The organism is Paenibacillus sp. FSL M7-1455, assembly GCF_038004655.1.
GTDB classification, from domain to species: domain Bacteria; phylum Bacillota; class Bacilli; order Paenibacillales; family Paenibacillaceae; genus Paenibacillus_AQ; species Paenibacillus_AQ cookii.
Genome location: NZ_JBBORO010000001.1, coordinates 4,524,279 through 4,541,906 on the forward strand (window position 1 = coordinate 4,524,279; position 17,628 = coordinate 4,541,906).

18 protein-coding genes and 1 tRNA gene are annotated in these 17,628 nt (G+C 54.5%); 5 read left to right on the forward strand and 14 right to left on the reverse strand.

From position 1 onward, the window contains the following. Positions 1–310 precede the first annotated feature (310 nt). Positions 311–384, reverse strand: a tRNA-Arg gene (locus NYE48_RS20840). Positions 385–526: 142 nt separating this feature from the next. Here NYE48_RS20840 and NYE48_RS20845 point away from each other — a divergent pair. Both NYE48_RS20845 and asnB read left to right on the forward strand, forming a co-directional pair. After that, positions 527–823, forward strand: a complete 297-nt coding sequence (locus tag NYE48_RS20845) for a DUF4870 domain-containing protein (RefSeq protein WP_036713566.1) — start codon at positions 527–529, stop codon at positions 821–823. 469 nt (positions 824–1,292) lie between these two features. Next, positions 1,293–3,137, forward strand: a complete 1,845-nt coding sequence (gene asnB, locus NYE48_RS20850) for an asparagine synthase (glutamine-hydrolyzing) (protein ID WP_340999845.1) — start codon at positions 1,293–1,295, stop codon at positions 3,135–3,137. A 166-nt stretch (positions 3,138–3,303) separates the two neighbouring features. Here asnB and fucU read toward each other — a convergent pair whose 3' ends face one another. Further along, the gene (fucU, locus tag NYE48_RS20855; protein ID WP_036713563.1) at positions 3,304–3,729 is read right to left on the reverse strand and encodes an L-fucose mutarotase; all 426 of its coding nucleotides are present in this window, start codon (positions 3,727–3,729) and stop codon (positions 3,304–3,306) included. 43 nt (positions 3,730–3,772) lie between these two features. Next, positions 3,773–4,633 carry an AraC family transcriptional regulator gene (locus tag NYE48_RS20860; RefSeq protein ID WP_340999846.1) on the reverse strand — a complete coding sequence of 287 codons (861 nt, stop codon included), beginning with the start codon at positions 4,631–4,633 and terminating at the stop codon, positions 3,773–3,775. A gap of 143 nt (positions 4,634–4,776) precedes the next feature. Here NYE48_RS20860 and NYE48_RS20865 point away from each other — a divergent pair, with 143 nt between their 5' ends. Continuing rightward, entirely contained in the window at positions 4,777–5,574 is a 798-nt protein-coding gene (locus NYE48_RS20865) for a histidinol-phosphatase (RefSeq protein ID WP_212948033.1), read from the forward strand. A 53-nt stretch (positions 5,575–5,627) separates the two neighbouring features. On the opposite strand, the gene NYE48_RS20870 is transcribed toward NYE48_RS20865, so the two are convergent. The 5 genes from NYE48_RS20870 to NYE48_RS20890 all read right to left on the reverse strand — a co-directional run bounded on the left by NYE48_RS20870 (position 5,628) and on the right by NYE48_RS20890 (position 9,770). Then, positions 5,628–6,503 carry an endonuclease/exonuclease/phosphatase family protein gene (locus tag NYE48_RS20870; RefSeq protein WP_036713560.1) on the reverse strand — a complete coding sequence of 292 codons (876 nt, stop codon included), beginning with the start codon at positions 6,501–6,503 and terminating at the stop codon, positions 5,628–5,630. Positions 6,504–6,560: 57 nt separating this feature from the next. Further along, positions 6,561–7,013 carry an ASCH domain-containing protein gene (locus NYE48_RS20875; RefSeq protein ID WP_212948034.1) on the reverse strand — a complete coding sequence of 151 codons (453 nt, stop codon included), beginning with the start codon at positions 7,011–7,013 and terminating at the stop codon, positions 6,561–6,563. Between the two features lie 147 nt (positions 7,014–7,160). Next, entirely contained in the window at positions 7,161–7,799 is a 639-nt protein-coding gene (locus NYE48_RS20880) for an XTP/dITP diphosphatase (protein ID WP_212948036.1), read from the reverse strand. Positions 7,800–7,801: 2 nt separating this feature from the next. Next, a complete protein-coding gene (rph, locus tag NYE48_RS20885) occupies positions 7,802–8,560 on the reverse strand; it encodes a ribonuclease PH (RefSeq protein ID WP_036713558.1) in 759 nt (252 codons plus the stop codon). A 139-nt stretch (positions 8,561–8,699) separates the two neighbouring features. Further along, positions 8,700–9,770, reverse strand: a complete 1,071-nt coding sequence (locus tag NYE48_RS20890) for a GerMN domain-containing protein (RefSeq protein ID WP_036713557.1) — start codon at positions 9,768–9,770, stop codon at positions 8,700–8,702. Positions 9,771–10,030: 260 nt separating this feature from the next. Here NYE48_RS20890 and NYE48_RS20895 point away from each other — a divergent pair, with 260 nt between their 5' ends. Next, positions 10,031–10,597, forward strand: a complete 567-nt coding sequence (locus tag NYE48_RS20895; RefSeq protein ID WP_036713556.1) for a phosphatidylglycerophosphatase A family protein — start codon at positions 10,031–10,033, stop codon at positions 10,595–10,597. 85 nt (positions 10,598–10,682) lie between these two features. Here NYE48_RS20895 and NYE48_RS20900 read toward each other — a convergent pair whose 3' ends face one another. The 4 genes from NYE48_RS20900 to NYE48_RS20915 all read right to left on the reverse strand — a co-directional run bounded on the left by NYE48_RS20900 (position 10,683) and on the right by NYE48_RS20915 (position 15,466). Next, positions 10,683–11,666: an MBL fold metallo-hydrolase gene (locus tag NYE48_RS20900; RefSeq protein ID WP_445324031.1), complete on the reverse strand. Its 984-nt coding sequence runs from the start codon at positions 11,664–11,666 to the stop codon at positions 10,683–10,685. A gap of 6 nt (positions 11,667–11,672) precedes the next feature. After that, entirely contained in the window at positions 11,673–12,443 is a 771-nt protein-coding gene (locus NYE48_RS20905) for a class I SAM-dependent methyltransferase (protein ID WP_036713592.1), read from the reverse strand. Between the two features lie 840 nt (positions 12,444–13,283). Further along, positions 13,284–14,513, reverse strand: a complete 1,230-nt coding sequence (locus NYE48_RS20910; protein WP_036713555.1) for an MFS transporter — start codon at positions 14,511–14,513, stop codon at positions 13,284–13,286. Between the two features lie 56 nt (positions 14,514–14,569). Continuing rightward, on the reverse strand, positions 14,570–15,466 hold the full coding sequence (locus NYE48_RS20915; protein WP_212948040.1) for a TetR/AcrR family transcriptional regulator: 897 nt from the start codon (positions 15,464–15,466) through the stop codon (positions 14,570–14,572). Positions 15,467–15,746: 280 nt separating this feature from the next. Here NYE48_RS20915 and NYE48_RS20920 point away from each other — a divergent pair, with 280 nt between their 5' ends. Beyond that, complete coding sequence (locus NYE48_RS20920; protein WP_197070033.1) at positions 15,747–15,917, forward strand: hypothetical protein; 171 nt, start codon at positions 15,747–15,749, stop codon at positions 15,915–15,917. Positions 15,918–16,118: 201 nt separating this feature from the next. On the opposite strand, the gene NYE48_RS20925 is transcribed toward NYE48_RS20920, so the two are convergent. Both NYE48_RS20925 and NYE48_RS20930 read right to left on the reverse strand, forming a co-directional pair. Further along, positions 16,119–17,048 carry a manganese-dependent inorganic pyrophosphatase gene (locus NYE48_RS20925; RefSeq protein ID WP_212948042.1) on the reverse strand — a complete coding sequence of 310 codons (930 nt, stop codon included), beginning with the start codon at positions 17,046–17,048 and terminating at the stop codon, positions 16,119–16,121. Between the two features lie 138 nt (positions 17,049–17,186). Further along, a complete protein-coding gene (locus tag NYE48_RS20930) occupies positions 17,187–17,531 on the reverse strand; it encodes a DUF1904 family protein (protein ID WP_340999847.1) in 345 nt (114 codons plus the stop codon). Between the last annotated feature and the right edge of the window lie 97 nt (positions 17,532–17,628).

Below are 17,628 nucleotides of genomic sequence, written 5' to 3' on the forward strand. Positions count from 1 at the left end.
TCCTAAGGTTCGCGCCTAAGTGGGTTACTTCACGTATCATTGACATGATCTGGAGGGGAATCCCGCTCAAGATGTTTGTACAAGGGGCAGCCTGGGCCGGCTGCTCCTCGCTTATTGTTATCTTAGCATATGGGGAATTATACCTCAAGGAATAGGAACCGCTGCTTCGAGTTGGCACCCGTCCCAGGTCGGGATACACCCCTCCGGGCTGACTGCGAAGCTTATGCTCCCGATGTTGATGCTTCGACGAACCCTGTTGGGTTCTCATCCCTTTATAAATTAAAAAACCACTCTCACGAGTGGCTTTGTACGTCCCAGGAGGGATTCGAACCCCCGACCGACGGCTTAGAAGGCCGTTGCTCTATCCTGCTGAGCTACTGGGACTTGTTATGTAATAGAAAAGCGATGCGTTTATTATTATAGCGCATTTTCCGGAAAATTCAAAGGGAAATTTTTAAAAATGAATCATCGCCATCTTCGCGGGGTAATATGATAACAGCAAACCCACGTCAAAGGAGTTTTTGCAATGCGTCAATTGCTGTCGGCCTTATCGTATTTCAGCATCTTTTTCGCACCGTTTCTCCTCCCCCTGATCATCTGGATCGCATGCAGGGAAGATTCGTATGTCGCCATGCATTCGAAACGGGCGCTGATCTCGCACATCCTTCCTTTCGTCGCGGCCTTACCGCTGCTTTTTCTTACGTTCGGCGCGGAGCATTTAGGCTCGGTGCTTGGATATATCATTTTGTTCATCATCATCTACTTCGGAACGTTCATCTACAACATCGTCAAAGGCATTCAAGTCCTTCGCGAATACGCGTAGCCGAAAAATTCCTTCCATTATATGTAACATTATCCAACCCAAAAACCTCCGATCGCCCGGAGGTTTTTGCGTTTTCAGGGGTACCTACTTATTGCCAAATCGTCTTGGGTTTTGCGGAACAGCCAAATTTCTGTCGTTTTTACTCAGGACTTCGTCAGCAAATTCAGTCTGGTGGGCATACTTGTTGCCTTTCGTCTTTTTGTACGTCGTTGCCACTTTCGCTCACCCCCCTAAGCATAGTATGGGATGCGATGCAAGCCGCTATGACCTTCAATATCTGGCTCGCCTTACAGCTCTTCTTGGGCAAGCGGCAGCGAAAAGAACCGTTCCATCCCGCGACATCATCCCGCTTCTTGTGACAAGTTCTGGCGGCGACCTGCGCCCGGACAGACATTTTATGCCCTTCTTCGGCATATAACTGTATCACTTTCAGAAAATGAGGAATTTGCAAAAGAAAGGATGATCCGTCATGTGCGGAATAACCGGTTTTATTGAATGGAGCGGCGATTTGACGCAGCATTCGCAGACTCTCGTAAAAATGACGGAAACCTTGACACCAAGGGGACCGGATGCCTCGGGAACCTGGATTTCGGGCCCCTGCGCCTTCGGGCATCGGAGGCTCAGCGTCATCGATCCGGAAAACGGGGCACAGCCCATGCTTGTATACGATGATGAGGATTTATACACCATAGTATATAACGGGGAATTGTACAACGCTGCCGAGCTCAAGCAGGAACTGCGAAAAAGAGGACATCACTTCCGGACGAATTGCGACACGGAAGTTCTTTTGGTCTCCTACATCGAATGGGGGCCTGCTTGCGTCGACAAGTTTAACGGCATTTTTGCTTTTGCCATCTGGGACAGCGTGCGGGAACAGGTCTTCATGGCCCGCGACCGGCTGGGCGTCAAGCCCTTTTTCTACAGCCTGATCGGCGGCACCTTCATCTTCGGCTCCGAACCCAAAGCGCTGCTTCAGCATCCCAAAGTCGAACCGGTCGTCGGGCCGGAAGGTTTGGCGGAAATTTTCATCATCGGACCGGCGCGTACGCCGGGGCAAGGCGTATACCGCGACATCCAGGAGCTGCGCGCGGGGCACGCGATGATATTCAGCCGCCAAGGCTTACGCACGTATCCGTACTGGAAGCTGGACAGTTACCGGCACGAAGAAGATACCGAAACGACCGCCGCGCGGCTGCGCGAGCTCCTTCAAGATACGCTGGAGCGGCAGCTTGTCTCCGACGTGCCGGTATGCACGCTGCTTTCCGGCGGCCTCGATTCCAGCGCGCTGACGGCGCTTGCCGTGCAGTATTACAACCGGACGGGGCAAGGACGGATGGATACCTATTCGGTGGACTACGTCGGCAACGACAAACATTTCAAATCCCACGCCTTTCAGCCGGGAGCCGATGCTCCGTGGATTCAGCGCATGGTTGAAGAGCTCGGTACAAGGCATCATTTCATCGAATTCGACACGCCGGAGCTGATCGAGTCGCTGAACAACTCCACCTTGACGCGGGATTTGCCCGGCATGGCGGACGTGGACGGTTCCCTGTACCTGTTTTGCCGGGAAATCAAAAAAGGCGCCACCGTCGCCGTCTCCGGGGAAGCCGCGGACGAAATTTTCGGCGGATACCCGTGGTTTCACCGCGATGACATGCTGAATTCGGGCACTTTTCCGTGGGCCGTCGCCTCCGACATGCGCGCAAGCCTGCTTTCCCCCGAAATCCGCGAGTGGACGCGGCCGCTCGAATACCTCGGAGACCGTTACGCCGAAGCCGTGCGGGAAGTGCCCAAGCTGCGCGGCGAAACCGGCAAACAGGCGCAAATGCGCGTGATGTCCTATTTGAACATTACCCGCTTCATGCCGACGCTGCTTGACCGCAAAGACCGCATGAGCATGGGGGTTGGCTTGGAGGTCCGCGTACCGTATTGCGACCACCGGCTGGTTCAATATGTGTGGAATATCCCGTGGGACATGAAAATGACCGGAGGCCGCGAAAAAGGCATTTTGCGCAAAGCGCTGGAAGGCGTTCTGCCGGAAGACGTGCTGTACCGCAAAAAAAGCCCATACCCGAAAACCCATAACCCCGATTTCCTGGCCGCCGTCAAACAGCAGGTGCTCGACATTCTCGACGACCCGTCATCGCCGATCCTTCCCCTCATCGACCGGAATAAAATCCGCGAAATCGCCGCTTCCCCCGAAGCGTCAACGCATTTGCCCTGGTTCGGCCAGCTGATGTCCGGCCCGCAATTGTTCGCTTATTTGGCCCAAGTCAACCATTGGCTGAAAACCTATCATGTATCGATCAAATAAATAACGCCGACGCCACCAGGCTTCATTCGACCATCGTATCCGTTTGGGATCGGAGGTTACGCCTCCATGGCAATCCATGCAAAAAAAGCCCGTTCGCCGGAACGGGCTTTTTTGCCGTTTTGCCGTTTCTAAGATGTGAAAGTGACTTGCATAGGAAAGAAAAGCTTTAACCGATAACCCCTTTGGACAAAATCAAATTGCCGTAAAGCGCCTTTTCCCCGGTGGCCACCACCGCATAAGCCTTTTTGGCGCGTTCGTAAAATTCGAAACGTTCGATTTCAGCAAATTCGATGCCCTGTTCGACCCGATCCACCAGTCCCCGGTACACGTCCCACACGGGGGTTTCCACCGGATCGCCGGGGGTCACCTGCATCAGCATGACCGGATGGGTCAAATAGCGGTTCAGCGGAAAAAGCTCAAGCGTCGCCGCCAGCAGCTCGGGAATGCCGTGCCCGTCCGCGCGGACCAGGCGTTTGGCCGTCGAGACGGCGGGAAAATTCGCGTCCGCAAACACAATTTCGTCGCCGTGTCCCATCTCGCATAAAACTTTCAGCAGCTCGGGGGAAAGCAGCGGGGATATCCCTTTCAGCATGAGGAAGCCTCCTTTATGTCCTTCACATCACATCCCCTACTAATTACGACATCGAACCGGGCAATCCTCCCCGGATGGAACAATATTGCCGGCGGTATTTCAGCGGGGACATGCCCGTCACTTCCTTGAATACCCTTCCGAAATGCGTCAGGCTCTCGAAACCGACCTGGCCGGCCACCGCCGCCACTTTGTCGTTCCCCGTCATCAGCAGCCCCTTCGCTTCCTTGATGCGCACATGGTTCACGTATTCGGTAAAGGTATATCCCGTGCTTTGGCGGAACGTTTTGCAAAAATAAGACGGACTGATGCCGTAACGCCGCGCCATGTCCGCGATCGTCAGCTTGTCCTGATAATGGCGGTTGATATAATCGACGATCTCGAACGTTTTATTGCGGACGGAATGGACCAGCGGCTGCTCCCCGGATACGGCGTTCGTTTTTCGGCGGATGAGCAGCAGCAGCTGATACAGCAGCGTCTTCAAGCAGGACTCGTATCCTTCGGGCTTTTCCGTAAATTCACGGATCATGTGGTCAAAAAGACGTTCAACCAGCCCCCGCTCCTGCACGGAAAGCTTAATGAACGGCAGTCCGCGGCTAAAAACCGACATGACGTCGACGGGCATTCCTCCCGCAAACAGATCATCCAAAAACTCCTTTTTGAACTCCAGCGTTACCCGCTCGAAGCTTGCCCCGCCGGCATTCACCAGTTTATGAATCTCGTTCATATCGATGACGAACAGCGCGCCGCTGACGGCCTGATAGGCCCGATCGCCGATGAAATAACAGATGTCGCCGGAAACCAGGTAAAAAATTTCGTATCCGTTATGGTAATGCCGGGACGGCATGCTGGAGCGCTTTTTCCGTTCCCTGTCGATGTAAAACCGCGAAGCTTCGTAAAATTCCATGTCGGCCGCTGCCCCCCTTTCCCGCGTCGATGACAAGATATGTAGAAAAAACCTAATCAAGGCGAAGATTTGTAATGAAAATGATCGTATCATGCGCTATGGTAGGTGGCAAGACGAACAAACCCAGGAACGGAGGTATCATCATGAAATTCGACCTTCATACGCATCACGCCCGGTGCGGACATGCCCATGGGCATATTCGCGATTACATCGCGGCTGCCGTCGGCAACGGTTTATCCTGCATCGGCATCTCGGACCATACGCCGTTTTTCGCCGAAAAGGAAGATCACCCTGCCCCGGAAGCATCCATGGCAACATCGGAGTTTCCCGCATACGTTCGCGAAGTGCTGGAGCTGAAACGGGAATTTGCCGGGCAAATCGAGGTGCTTCTCGGCGTAGAAGCCGACTTTATTCCCGGCTCGGTGGACGTATACCGGAAGGTGCTGAACGATTATTCCCTGGATTACATCATCGGCTCCGTCCATGATTTCGCCGGGGTCAGCCTGTACGATGCCGAACATTGGGAGTGGCTGACGGAAGCGGGCAAGCTTGAACTGAAAAACAGCTACTACGACTACATCTCCCGCTCAGCCCAAACGGGATTGTACGATATTTTGGGACATGTGGACGCCTTGAACCGGTACTTCCCGGGGTATTCCAACCTGTATACGGAAGCCGCCGAACACACGCTGCGCACCATCGCCGCCCACGACGTCGCCATGGAGATCAATTCGTCGGACGACCTGTGGGTTCCGGGCCCCGACCTGCTGGAACGGGCGTTTTATTACGGCGTCAAAGTCACCTTCGGTTCCGACGCCCATGAACCGGCGCGCGTCGGCGAACATTTTGAAGCCGTCGCCCGGCAGCTCTACGACATCGGTTACCGGGAATGGGCCGTGTTCAAAAAACGCAAGCGCATCATGCTGCCGTTGGAACGGTAAGCGAAAACCGAAAAGGCGTGCCCCTGCGGCACGCCTTGCCCATTCCAGCCGTATTAAATGCGCACGTCGGCCACGACCGGATAATGGTCCGACGGCATTTTCCCGTTCCGATGATCCGCGATCGCCCCGTAATTCAACACGCGCACCGGGCCGGCTACGAAAATAAAATCGATCGGGCTTTCAAATTCGATCCCATGTTCAGCCAGCGGCTGCAAAAACTTGGGAAACATGCGGGCGGCCACTTCCCTGGAATCGAACCCCTGAAACGTAAACGCAGGCCCGAAATGCCGATAATCCGCCTCTTTGCTTGCATCCCGCAGCATAGCCGGTTCCGTCTGCCCCTGGCCGGTGAGGACGCGGTATGGCACCGAATCGGAAGTCACGTTGAAGTCGCCCGTCAGCACGGCCGGCCGATCCGCCGCCAGCTCCTTGATCCGGTCCACGATCAAATGGGCGCTTCGTTCGACGGCCACCTTGCCGATATGGTCAAAGTGGGTATTCAAATGCAGGAAGGTCTTGCCGCTATAACCATCCTGAAATTCAGCCCATGTCACGATCCTTCTGCAAGCGGCGTCCCAGCCAAGCGAACCCGGTTCCTCCGGACGCTCCGACAGCCAGAAGGTATCCTGGCGCAGCGGCTTGAGCCTTTGTTTGCGATAAAAGATGCAGGAAAACTCGCCGTCTTTGTCGCCGTCCTCCCTGCCTACGCCAATCCAGCCGTATTCGGGCAGCAGCGCCTGCAAATCCTCCAGCTGTTCGTACAGCACCTCCTGCATGCCCACCAGATCCGGCCGGTGAAAACGGATGATCCCCGCCACCAGCTCCTTGCGGCTGCCCCATACGTTTTCGCCTTCCCTATCGTACGCGTTTTTGATGTTATAGGACATGCAGCGCAGGTCAAGTTCCAGGTTCGCTTTCTCTGCAGACATTCCCCTCACTCCAATCGATGTCAATTTTTGATTCCAATCTTCCCCATCATAGGGACATTAGCTTTTGGCGTCAACCAGCCGGAAACGTTCGCATACGAGCGGAATGTCGTCCGAGAATGCCAAACCAAGCCGGTTCAGCTCTTTCGTAAAAAATTGTTCATGGACCTCCCGCCAGTACCGGTAAGACCGATCCCCTTCGCCTTCCGCCACGGCAAAATCCTCCGGAACTTCGTTCATCGGCATCACGTTGACTTCGACCGTTTGGATGATGGCGACGGGCAGATCCTTGGCATTCAAAATAATGCTGTAATCGCCGACCGCGGGAAGCGGCTCCCCTTCGGCTTCATAACAGGCGAGCGCGGAACAGGTTGCCGTTTTGATCCCGTCGACGACCAGCCGGGCCAGCTGATCCGGGTCGGCCCCGAACGGCCAGGCGCTTACCGATTCCGGTTTTTCCCCGCCCCGCTTGTCCCAATATTCATTCCAATACGCTTGCGCTTCTTCGTTCATGCTTCTTAAACCTCCCCTGCTTTGAAAAAGCTCTTGTAACCCAATCAAATCATATCTTGCCGGCCATGTCCATGCGAAAAAAACCACGGCAGCCGCATATCCGGCTCGCCGTGGTTCATTGTGTGCTAAAGCTTATATGACGCCGACTTAAACCTTCGATTCCCGCTCCTGCAGCATGCCGATCAATTTCCGCAAAGCGGCCCCCCGGTGGCTGATTGCCTGCTTTTCCTCCACGGAAAGCTCAGCCATCGTTTTTTCGTATTCCGGCAGGTAAAAAAGCGGGTCATACCCGAATCCGCCGCATCCGGCAGGCTCGTCCGTAATCCAGCCGTTGACGTCCCCGCTCGCTTCGAGGTGGGCGCCGGTTGCCGGGTCGTACAGGACGAGGGTACAGACGAAACGTGCCGTGCTGAGCAGCGGCTGCTGCGTATCGTCGCCCATTTTTTTCTCCTCCAACATCCGCAGCAGCTTTTCGTTATTTTCCTGATCCGTCGCATGTTCCCCGGCAAAACGCGCCGAATAGACGCCCGGGCGCCCGTCCAGCTCGTCCACGCACAGGCCGGAGTCGTCCGCGAGTACCGGCAGGCCCAGCGCGTCCCCGACCGTCTTCGCTTTTTTCAGCGCGTTGTCGGCAAAGGTTTCGCCGTCCTCCACGACCTCCGGCAGCTCCGGATAGTCGAACATGCTTTGGACTTTTTTGCCGAGTTTCGCGAAAGCATGCTCAAATTCCTTGACCTTCCCCTGGTTCCGGGTCGCGACGATAATCAGATCTTGATCCAGCTTCATTCCTAAACCTCTCTTCCCGATTGGCCCGAGCCAATCATGAGGGCGATCGGTCCAAGCGCTTCCTTTTGTTTCTCGATCAACTGCAATATCCCCCGTTCCCCAAGCTCCAGCAGCTGGTTAAGCTCCTGGCGGGTGAACGGGCTTTCCTCGCCGGTCCCCTGCAGCTCGACAAAAGCGCCGCCGCCCGTCATCACGATGTTCATGTCCACCTTGGCCGTCGAGTCTTCCTCATAATTCAGATCCAACATCGGCTCGCCGTTGACGATGCCGACGCTGACCGAAGCCAAAAAATCCGTAATCGGAAACGCCGGCAGCCTGTGCTGCTCCGCGATCTTGCTTACGGCGATGGCCAGCGCCACGAAGGAGCCGGTGATGGAAGTCGTCCGGGTGCCGCCGTCGGCCTGAATCACGTCGCAATCCAGCGTAATGGTCCGCTCGCCGAGCGCGCGAAGATCAACGACGGAGCGAAGGGCCCGGCCGATCAGCCGCTGAATTTCCATCGTCCGGCCGGTGAGCTTGCCGCGGGCGCTTTCCCGCTGGTTCCGGGATTGCGTCGCGCGGGGGAGCATCGAATATTCCGCCGTTACCCAGCCTTTGCCTTGTCCCTTCAAAAACGGGGGCACCTTCTCGTCTACCGTTGCGGTACATAATACTTTCGTGTCTCCCATTTCGATGAACACGGAGCCTTCGGCGTACTTGTTCACGTTTACTGTTAAATTCATCGGCCTCAGCTGGCTTTCGCCGCGTCCGTTTGATCTCATGTTTTCTGCCTCCTACATTTGCGCGTCCTGTGATATAGAACGGGCTGAAGACGGCTTTTCGGCCGTTTTTCAGCCCATCTATACGATAGCAAGTTTTATTTTATCAAAGTGTCGGCATAAAAGCACCCCGGAAAGGCGCTTACAGCGGAATCTCATTGATGTACTCGGGTTTGGAAACGGGCTTGCTGTAATCCCGGGTATCGCTGATGCCTGTAATGCGGGTCTGTCCGTTCATGTCGATTTTGACCTTGGCGTTGTTGGCGTTTTCGGACACGGTCAGCACGACGGATTGGAGCAGCTCATCCGGAATCGGATCCTCTTTTTCGAACATGTCGTCCTTCAGCGAAACGGTCACCGTGCCGTCTTTTTCAGTTTTCACCGAATCCACGGAAGTGCCTTGCGTCATGACCATCTCGAGGCCGTCGTTTTGCTGCGGGCCGGCAATCAGCTCATGCAGCGCCGCGCTTACCTTGTCTTGCCCGGGCTGCACGAGCCGCGTGACGGGGACGTAATAAGAATAGGTGCCGTCCGGCGTAATGGTCGAAAAATAGACCGTCACCGGCGTCGAATTCGTCAGGCTGGCGCCGTCGGATTTTTGCAGATTGATGCCGAAGCTCCGCGTGAGCGGCTGATTGAGTGGCGTTTTGTTCTGCGGCATTTCCGTCAACCGCTGGCCTTCGACCCACAGCTCCACTTTTTGCACGCCCGGGAATCCGGTTGCCGTCCAAACGACGGCCTCCAATATTTTGCGCTCATCCTGCGGATTATATTGGTTAAACGCGCCGTTGAATTCCACGACCGCCGTTTTCTGCTCCTTGTCCACCGACAATTGCGTAATCTCCGTCCCTTTCGGCAGGATGCCCGCAAATCCCTTAGGCACGTATTTGGAATAGGCTCCTCCCGAGACAAGCGCCGTAAGCGCCTGCTTCAGGCCGTCCTGGTCTTTGGCTTCGGGAATCCCGAGCGACACGGGGGCGAGCAGCCCTTTATCGTTGGCCAAATATACCGTCGTTTTGGGACCGGTTTGCTCCCCGTTGTTCGTCGAGGCCGGGCCGTTCGCCATGTTCAGCATTTGCTGCTCGATGTCGACCGGCGGCTTGTCGATGTCCATGGAAGATTGTGAACCAAAGAGGCTGCATCCGGACAACAACACAGGTACAGCCAGCAATCCGGCAACCGAAATGCCGCGAATTTTTTTAGCCTTCGTCATATTGATGGTTCCTCCTAATCATTTTGTACAGTTTGTACTACCATGTATACGAGCCCCTGCCGCAAAAAATAACAGCCGGTCCAAATAAAAATCCGCGGCAAAACGGGGCCTTCCTCTAAGGATTTGCGAGTGCCCCGACAAAGGCCGGAAAAGTATAAAAAAAGCCCGGGACCGAATACATAATTGGTTAAAACTGGACAAACCCTAGGGGAGGGACGTACAATCGAACTATTACGATGAGCATATTGCGGGGGGATAAGATGAGTGATCCGAACAACGAAAAAATACCTTACAGCCTGAACAGCCGGAAGGTAGCCAGCGCTACCCGGGAATGGCTGCATAAAAGGGGCGTCAAAGTGGAAGAAATCGCGGAGCTTGTCATGCTCCTGCAAAACAAATATTACCCTGATCTGACGATGCAGGAATGCTTGGACAACGTGGAAAAGGTTCTTGCCAAACGCGAGGTGCAAAACGCGGTGCTGACCGGCATCCAGCTGGACGTGCTCGCCGAAGAAGGCAAGCTGATTTCCCCGCTGCAGGAAATGCTGGTCAATGACGAAGGTTTGTACGGAGTGGACGAAATATTGGCATTTTCCATCGTTAACGTGTACGGCAGCATCGGTTTCACCAACTACGGTTACATCGACAAACTGAAGCCGGGCATCCTGGAACGTTTGAACGACAAAAGCACCGGCGAAACGAACACGTTCCTGGATGACATCGTCGGCGCGATTGCCGCGGCGGCAAGCAGCCGGATCGCGCACCGGAAACAGGCCGAACGCGAACGCCAAAACGGAGAGCCCGAACCGGAGCTTCCCGAGGATTAAAACCAAGCCGGCGCTGCCGGAGCGAACGAGAAAGAGCCGTCCCGAAAGGTCTTGGACCCCGGGGCGGCTCCTTTCGATGCATGGATCACGCAAGGCGGAAATAGACCCTGCCGCCTTCGCACGTCCATGATTCGATCCGTCCTCTGCGTTCAAGCTCCCGGGCATGCGCCAACGTTTCGCACATCGCAAAACGCATCTGGTGAATGCCGAGCTTCGTGCCAAACAACGAAACGCAAAGCCCGAACCCCGTGGCGGGAGCTTCCTCCAGCAGACGCTCCATCTTGGCAAGCCTCTCTTCATGATGCAGCAGCAGCGCCTCCAACCGCTCTTCGAAATGCGTAAAAGGGTTGCGGTGCCCCGGGTAAGCGGTTGAGACCTCCAATGTTTTCAGCTTCAACAGCCCTTGCATAAACGATTGAAGCGGCTCCGGATCGCTGCCCGGCATCAGGCTGACGTTGGGGGAAATTTGCGGCAGAACGGCATCCCCGCAAAGAAGATGGCCGGTCTCCGGGTGGTAAAAGGAAAGATGCCCCGGAGCATGGCCCGCCGTTTCCATCGGCAGCCACCGGCGCCCGCCCATGGCCAAAGGCCGATTTGCATCGATAAAAGCGACCTCCGGTATCGGGGTAACCTGCGGGATAAATCCGTTCAGATGGGCTTCCAGCTGGCCGGCCCATTCTTCCGGCATGCCGTGGCCGCGGAACAGCGCCGGCAAATCCCGGTTCATCGTCGAACCCGGTCCCCACATCAGCTGCGCCTCCCGGTAAGAACGTTCCGACATCCATACCCGGCAACCGGACTGCTCCTGCAGCCACCCGGCACAGCCGAGATGATCCGGATGGTGATGCGTCAGCACGATTTGCCGGATGTCGGCCGGCCCGATCCCCAGCTCCGCAAAGGCTTTTTTCCATTCTTCCTCGTTCCCGGGGGTCCGCGGCCCCGGATCGACGATCGTCACCCCATCAGGTCCGGGCAACAAATAACTGTTTACCCATCGCAGCGGAAAGGACATCGTTATTTTGACTTGAATGATTCCGTTTAAATGATCCGTTATCTCCGGCATGTTCACTTTGGATTAAACCTCTTTCCACGCTTGCTTGGAGCTTTGCGGGCGGTGTCCGACGAAGATCATCCGCTCGGATGTTCGCTCCTCGTAGCCTTCGTCTTCGTCGTATCCGCCATGGACTTCGTCCACGGCCAGACCGGCATCCGCGAGCATTTGCTTCATCTGCTCCAGCGTATACAGCTTGACGCGTTCGTGGTACTGGCGCTGTTCGCCATCCCCTTGCAGGGGAGTAATCGTGATGTCTTTGATGACGAAATCGCGTTCGATGCGGCGTTTTTCGACGATCCGCTGCCCCTCCGCCTCCCGCCGTGATTCCGGCACCAGATGGGAGCGGACATACGGGGAATTCATAAAATCAATGATGAACCGGCCTCCGGGCTTCAGCATCCGGTAAATTTCCCGCAGCACTTTCAGCTGCTCCCCGTCCTCGCGGAAGTAGCCGAAGGACGTAAACAAATTCAGCACCGCGTCAAAGCCTCCGTCAAGCGGAAGGCTGCGCATATCGGCCTGATGCCACTCGACGCGCCCGCGGTCGTCGGATTTCCGCGCTTCGCGGAGCAGCACGTCCGACAGGTCGACGCCGCTCACGCGGTAGCCGCTGTCCGCCAAAGCAAGCGCATGGCGGCCGGTTCCGCAGCATAAATCAAGCACCCGGGCGCCTGAAGGCAAATTCAGCCAGGAGATCATTTTTTTGACCTCCCGGGCCGCGCCCTCCGCATCCCGGTGTTTATAAACGAGCAGATAGTCTTCTCCGAAACTTTTTTCGTACCAGTCTTTGATCATGGCGGCCTCCTGAGACGATAGCGGTTTATGTATTACTTAACCGCGGTTGATCCTATTGTACCCAGGCGGCCGGATCTTCAAAAAATGGCTCCCGCTTGCATCCTACCATTCAGCTTAATGCATCTACCCGATCTTGCCAAGGCAAAAACGGCTCGTTCTGCTGGCCGTTCGAGCATCGGGCGACAAAAATCGTTATAGATACATATCGATGAATTTTCGGAGGGATATTTATTCGAACGAAAAAATGTTGGCTGCCCCTTTTGATTTTTTGCGCGCTTCTGTTCGCCGGATGCGCCGACCGCAATACGTGGAACGGACCGCTTTACGAAGGAAAGCCCTTAACCATCGGCGTCATCGGATAAGCGCCTGAGGTGAGGGAAACAAACGTCTCTTTTGTGCCTTTAGGGCTGGAGGAGATGGCCAAAAATCCGGAGAAGCTGTCATCGCGGTTCGACGCCGTCTTTATTACGAAGGATTATTTTCGCGAGGCGTATGCCCCGCAGTATAAGAAAGCATATCAAGAAGCAGGCCTCCCCTTTATCTTCATTCAGATCGACAAACTGCTTCCGATGTACATGGAAGAGGACGTATCTTACGATGACGCTCCAAGCGCAAACGACCTTCGGTTTGCCGCCGGCAATTACCGATCGCCAACAGGAGAAGAGACGCAGGTGCTATTCGCCTTTATAACGACACCGAAAACGAAACGAATATCAAAAGCGCGTACTCCAAAATTTTTAAAACGATCGAATCCAAAAGCATTTGGGAGTAATCCCTTCCAAAGCACAAAACGCCCGGATCCCTCCGGGCGTTTTGACTTAAGCTCTCTATTCGTTGTTACCCCTGCGTGCCGGCCGTTTCCAGCTTTTGCTTGCGCATGCTCGAAAGTTTTTTGCCCCAGGTTAGAGACAACACGAGGCTCAGCACCAAAATGACGGCCCCGAAGGAATACGGCAGATTCATGTGAACGTCGAACAAAATGCCGGCGAGCGCCGGCCCAAAAATATTGCCAAGGCTCATGTAGGCGTTGTTCATCCCCATGACGAATCCCTGCTCCTCAGGCCCGGCCATTTTGGACAAAGCGGTGTTGATCGCCGGTCTCATGATGGACGTAAACGTGAAGAAGATGAGGATCAGCAGCATGTTGTACCAGAAATTGCCCGAAAGCAGCATCAATACCATCATCAATGCCGACACCAGGAAGGACACGTTGATCAGCTTGTTTTCGCCGAAACGAAGCAGCAGCTTGTTGATCACCGCGCCTTGAATGACGACGCCGACGAGCGATCCGACCGTGATGATGACGGAAATTTCCTTCGTGGTATACGCATATTTGTTGTCGACGTACAGGCTGAAGACCGCCTCAAAATTGACGAGACCGAAGGTCAGCGTAAATACGAGAATCAAGTAGATAAAATACGGCGCCTTCACGGAAGCGACCAGTTGTTTCAAGATGCTTTCGCGTTTTTGCTGCGACGCTTTGGCTGCCTGACGGCGTTCCGCCGACAGCGTTTCTTTCAGCATGAAAAAAGACAGGACGGTGGCGACCGCCGCCACGAGAGCCGAAATGTAAAACGGCGCGCGCAGGCCGAGATCCGCCAAAAAACCGCCGATGCCCGGGCCGATCACGAAGCCGAGCGACATCGCTGCCCCAAGCAGCCCCAAACCTTTGCCGCGCGTCTCCTCCGTCGTGCTGTCCGCGACGTAAGCCATCATGGCCGGAATCATCATCGCGGCGCCGATGCCGCCCAAAAAGCGGGATGCGTAAAGCATCCACATGACGTTGGCGACGGCAAACATAAATTGGGAGACCGTAAACAAGCCCAAACCCAATACGATCATCAGCTTGCGGCCGTATTTGTCGGCCCATTCGCCGGCCAGCGGCGAAAACAGAAACTGCGTGAGTCCCGAGGCGGCGATCAAATATCCCGCGGCCGTTCCCCCGGCGTGGAAATCCTCCAGCAGTTTGGGCAAAATCGGAATGACCAGCCCGATGCCCAGCATGGCTATAAACATATTAATCATCAGTACGTACAACGACCTGTTTATTTTTGAACCGGATGACATGAAGTATAGTTCTCCTTTTCCTCGTTACGGATTTTTCTTTCTACATCCTTGCATCTCTAATCTAAATAACGTTTGATGCCGGGCAGCGCGGCCAAGCGGCCGGCAAGCTCCGTCAGCGCCCCGACCTGCAGCAGGTTATGCAGCATCCCCTGCACGATAATGCGCCGCGGCGAGGAGCTTTTCAGCTCATGGTCGAGCATCAGGATCGAATTGCGGATATCCTGTTCTTTTTTTCCCGATTCCCCTAGGCAATCGGCTTTGCGGTACAACCGGCAAATCAGGTTTTCCACATTGTCCGTCTCGGGCTCCGGCATTTCGCACAGCAAATATTCGGGGTAGTTATGCACGCCAAGGATCGGTTTGACGCCGTTATCGCCCATCAACCCTTCCGCCATATATCCCAGCAGCTTCAATATATAACGGGACAGCTCGGTAATGTCGATCGCCACGTTTTCCAAAATGATCAGCACGCTGAACTGCTCCAGCAGAGCGAACATCGAAAAGACCAATTCCACCGCATACGGCTCGATCTCCGGCCCGTACACCCGTTTGAACATCTGCTCGAAGTGCCGGATCATCCGCGCGCGCATCGCGCCCGACGCTTTCACGACCTCTTCGGTATACGCATTCGGGTTTTCCGTGATCAGCATCCGGATCAAATCCCGGTTCGCCAAGGATTCGCGAAGCTGCAGCTCGATCTGCTGTCTCAGGCTGTCCGCCGAATCGCCGTGTTCCCGGTTCATGCTGGCCTGAAGTTTGACGTAAAGCCGGTCGTTGATCATATGGAAAATGGACAGCAATAGCTGGTCTTTCGATTTGTAGTGCTGGTACAGCGTCGCTTTGGACATGCCGCAACCCTCGGCGATATCCTGCATGGTTGAACCGTTGAATCCCTTCCGGGCGAAAATATGGATGGCTGCATCCATAATCTCCTGTTTACGGTCAATGGACATGGCTTGATTTCACTTCCTCTTGGTTTCTTGCCACCCTCGAAAAAACTATACGGTTTTGCAACTGAACGATATAGTTTTATCGAGATTTTAACCGTTCGCTTCCTCCCCGTCAAGAGAAAGTTTTCAATTTCGACAAGGGTTAAAAGCGACCCGATTTCTGGCAGAAAATAGCGGAAAATAATCCGTTTGCGGCCACACCTTCCGACAAACGTTTTGAGAGACAAATGATATATTGAAAGTGCACTTACGATTCAAGTGTATAAAATGGAGGGATTAATCAATGGAAAACTTTGAACAAGAACTGCTGCTGTCCGACGAAGAGGTAGAGTCTCAAATCGAAGACGTCGAGGAAGACGACGAAGAAGAGGAAGAAGAATCCGAAATCGAATTCGATTCCGACGATGAGGACGAAGATTCCGAAGAAGATTCCGAGGAAGACGAAGACCAGTAACCCTAATGCCAATCCCTTCAACCAGAACGGCAGAACTTATCAAACCAACCTGTTCAGCCATGAACAGGTTTTTTCACGGAAAAATTCCGATAAGGGATCTTGGCCACGGCCCTTTGCGGGTGCATTGCGCGGGAGCCCGGGCACTTGAAAAAGGCGCCCGTCCCGCCGATGGGACAAGCGCCTGCCATGATTCAATCTTGATTATTTGCTGAGCGTTTCGGTCAAAACCGGCACGATTTGCGATTTGCGGGATACGACGCCTTTCAGCACGGCCGTATTGTTTTCCAGCTTCACGTTGTACGCCGTTTCCACGGCGGAAGCGGCTTTGCCGAGCGCCAGGGCGACGGAGTCGTTGTTCAGGATGTCGGTGACGACAAAGACGAACAGATCGAGGCCTTTTTGGGCGATGATGCCGTTCAGGGCGTCTTCCAGCTCGGCTTGGCGGCCAAGGACATCGTTCGTGTCCACGACGTTCACCTGAGCGATTTCCACCTTGTGGCTGCCCATTTGGAATTCTTTCGCATCGAGGGAGATGAGTTCGGCAATCGTTTTGCTGCTCATGTCCGCACCGGCTTTCAGCATGTCAAGGCCGTATTCTTCCAGTTTGACGCCGGCGATGTCGGCAAGCTCGCGGGCAGCAGCCACGTCTTCGTCCGTGCAGGTCGGCGATTTCAGCAGGAGCGTATCGGATATGATCGCCGATACCATCAGTCCCGCGATTTCTTTCGGAACCGCGACATTTTTTTCCTTGAACAGCTTGTTCAGGATGGTGGCCGTGCAGCCGACAGGCTCCGCGCGGTAATAAAGCGGATGGCTTGTCTCGAAGTTCGCGATGCGGTGGTGGTCGATGACTTCCGTCACGCGTACTTGGTCGATGTCGTCGGCGCTTTGCTGGCGTTCGTTATGGTCGACGAGAATGACTTCGCCGGCTTCGCCCGCCACTTTGTCCACAAGGCGCGGAGCTTCGACCTTGAACGTATCGAGCGCGTACTGGGTTTCGCCGTTCACATTGCCCAAACGCACGGCTTCCGTGTCGAATCCGAGCTGGTTTTTCAAATAGGAGTAAACAATCGCTGAAGTAATCGTGTCCGTATCCGGATTTTTATGTCCGAAAATCAAAGTTTTGGCCATGAGTTTCATTGCTCCTTATTGATTATTGATGTAATAAAGCACAGACATTCCAGAAATGTCTTCGTTTCTACATTCGATTATAGCGGTAATTCGTTAATATTCCAATTCCTTTACAGAGATTTATTTCAAATCGGCGGGTCAGGCTTCGGGAACGGTCTTTTTCGGAATATCGCTTAACGGCACGCCTTCCTTATAATAAAGCGAATGCTGCAGCAAAACGAAAAAAATATGCGCGCGGTCGAAGCCGCGGCGCTTCAAATGCCCGTCGATCATCTTGGCGATGGCGTCATGCTTTTCCTGTTCTCTCGGAAACATATAGATTTCAACCGACTGCGGGCTGTTTGTGATTTTTTCCACATGCAAAAGCTCGATTTTGACGATCTCCTGCGGAATGTTGGCGATGGCTGCCATTTCTTCGACGATCATGGGCGAGAGGGCCTCCACCACGTTTTTTTCGAACCCCGTAAATCTGACAAAAGGCACTGCATTTCCCTTCTTTCCTGAAGTTGGTGTTACTGCGCATTAGGCACTATATACCGTAACACAAAAACACCGGAGGAGTCACCTCCCGCACGGGGGG

Excerpts from the sequence above, each read along its gene's own strand:
- NYE48_RS20845 (WP_036713566.1), top strand. The coding sequence starts at position 527 with ATGCGTCAATTGCTGTCGGCCTTATCGTATTTCAGCATCTTTTTCGCA.
- asnB (WP_340999845.1), top strand. The coding sequence starts at position 1,293 with ATGTGCGGAATAACCGGTTTTATTGAATGGAGCGGCGATTTGACGCAG.
- fucU (WP_036713563.1), bottom strand. The coding sequence starts at position 3,729 with ATGCTGAAAGGGATATCCCCGCTGCTTTCCCCCGAGCTGCTGAAAGTT.
- NYE48_RS20860 (WP_340999846.1), bottom strand. The coding sequence starts at position 4,633 with ATGGAATTTTACGAAGCTTCGCGGTTTTACATCGACAGGGAACGGAAA.
- NYE48_RS20865 (WP_212948033.1), top strand. The coding sequence starts at position 4,777 with ATGAAATTCGACCTTCATACGCATCACGCCCGGTGCGGACATGCCCAT.
- NYE48_RS20870 (WP_036713560.1), bottom strand. The coding sequence starts at position 6,503 with ATGTCTGCAGAGAAAGCGAACCTGGAACTTGACCTGCGCTGCATGTCC.
- NYE48_RS20875 (WP_212948034.1), bottom strand. The coding sequence starts at position 7,013 with ATGAACGAAGAAGCGCAAGCGTATTGGAATGAATATTGGGACAAGCGG.
- NYE48_RS20880 (WP_212948036.1), bottom strand. The coding sequence starts at position 7,799 with ATGAAGCTGGATCAAGATCTGATTATCGTCGCGACCCGGAACCAGGGG.
- rph (WP_036713558.1), bottom strand. The coding sequence starts at position 8,560 with ATGAGATCAAACGGACGCGGCGAAAGCCAGCTGAGGCCGATGAATTTA.
- NYE48_RS20890 (WP_036713557.1), bottom strand. The coding sequence starts at position 9,770 with ATGACGAAGGCTAAAAAAATTCGCGGCATTTCGGTTGCCGGATTGCTG.
- NYE48_RS20895 (WP_036713556.1), top strand. The coding sequence starts at position 10,031 with ATGAGTGATCCGAACAACGAAAAAATACCTTACAGCCTGAACAGCCGG.
- NYE48_RS20910 (WP_036713555.1), bottom strand. The coding sequence starts at position 14,513 with ATGTCATCCGGTTCAAAAATAAACAGGTCGTTGTACGTACTGATGATT.
- NYE48_RS20915 (WP_212948040.1), bottom strand. The coding sequence starts at position 15,466 with ATGTCCATTGACCGTAAACAGGAGATTATGGATGCAGCCATCCATATT.
- NYE48_RS20920 (WP_197070033.1), top strand. The coding sequence starts at position 15,747 with ATGGAAAACTTTGAACAAGAACTGCTGCTGTCCGACGAAGAGGTAGAG.
- NYE48_RS20925 (WP_212948042.1), bottom strand. The coding sequence starts at position 17,048 with ATGGCCAAAACTTTGATTTTCGGACATAAAAATCCGGATACGGACACG.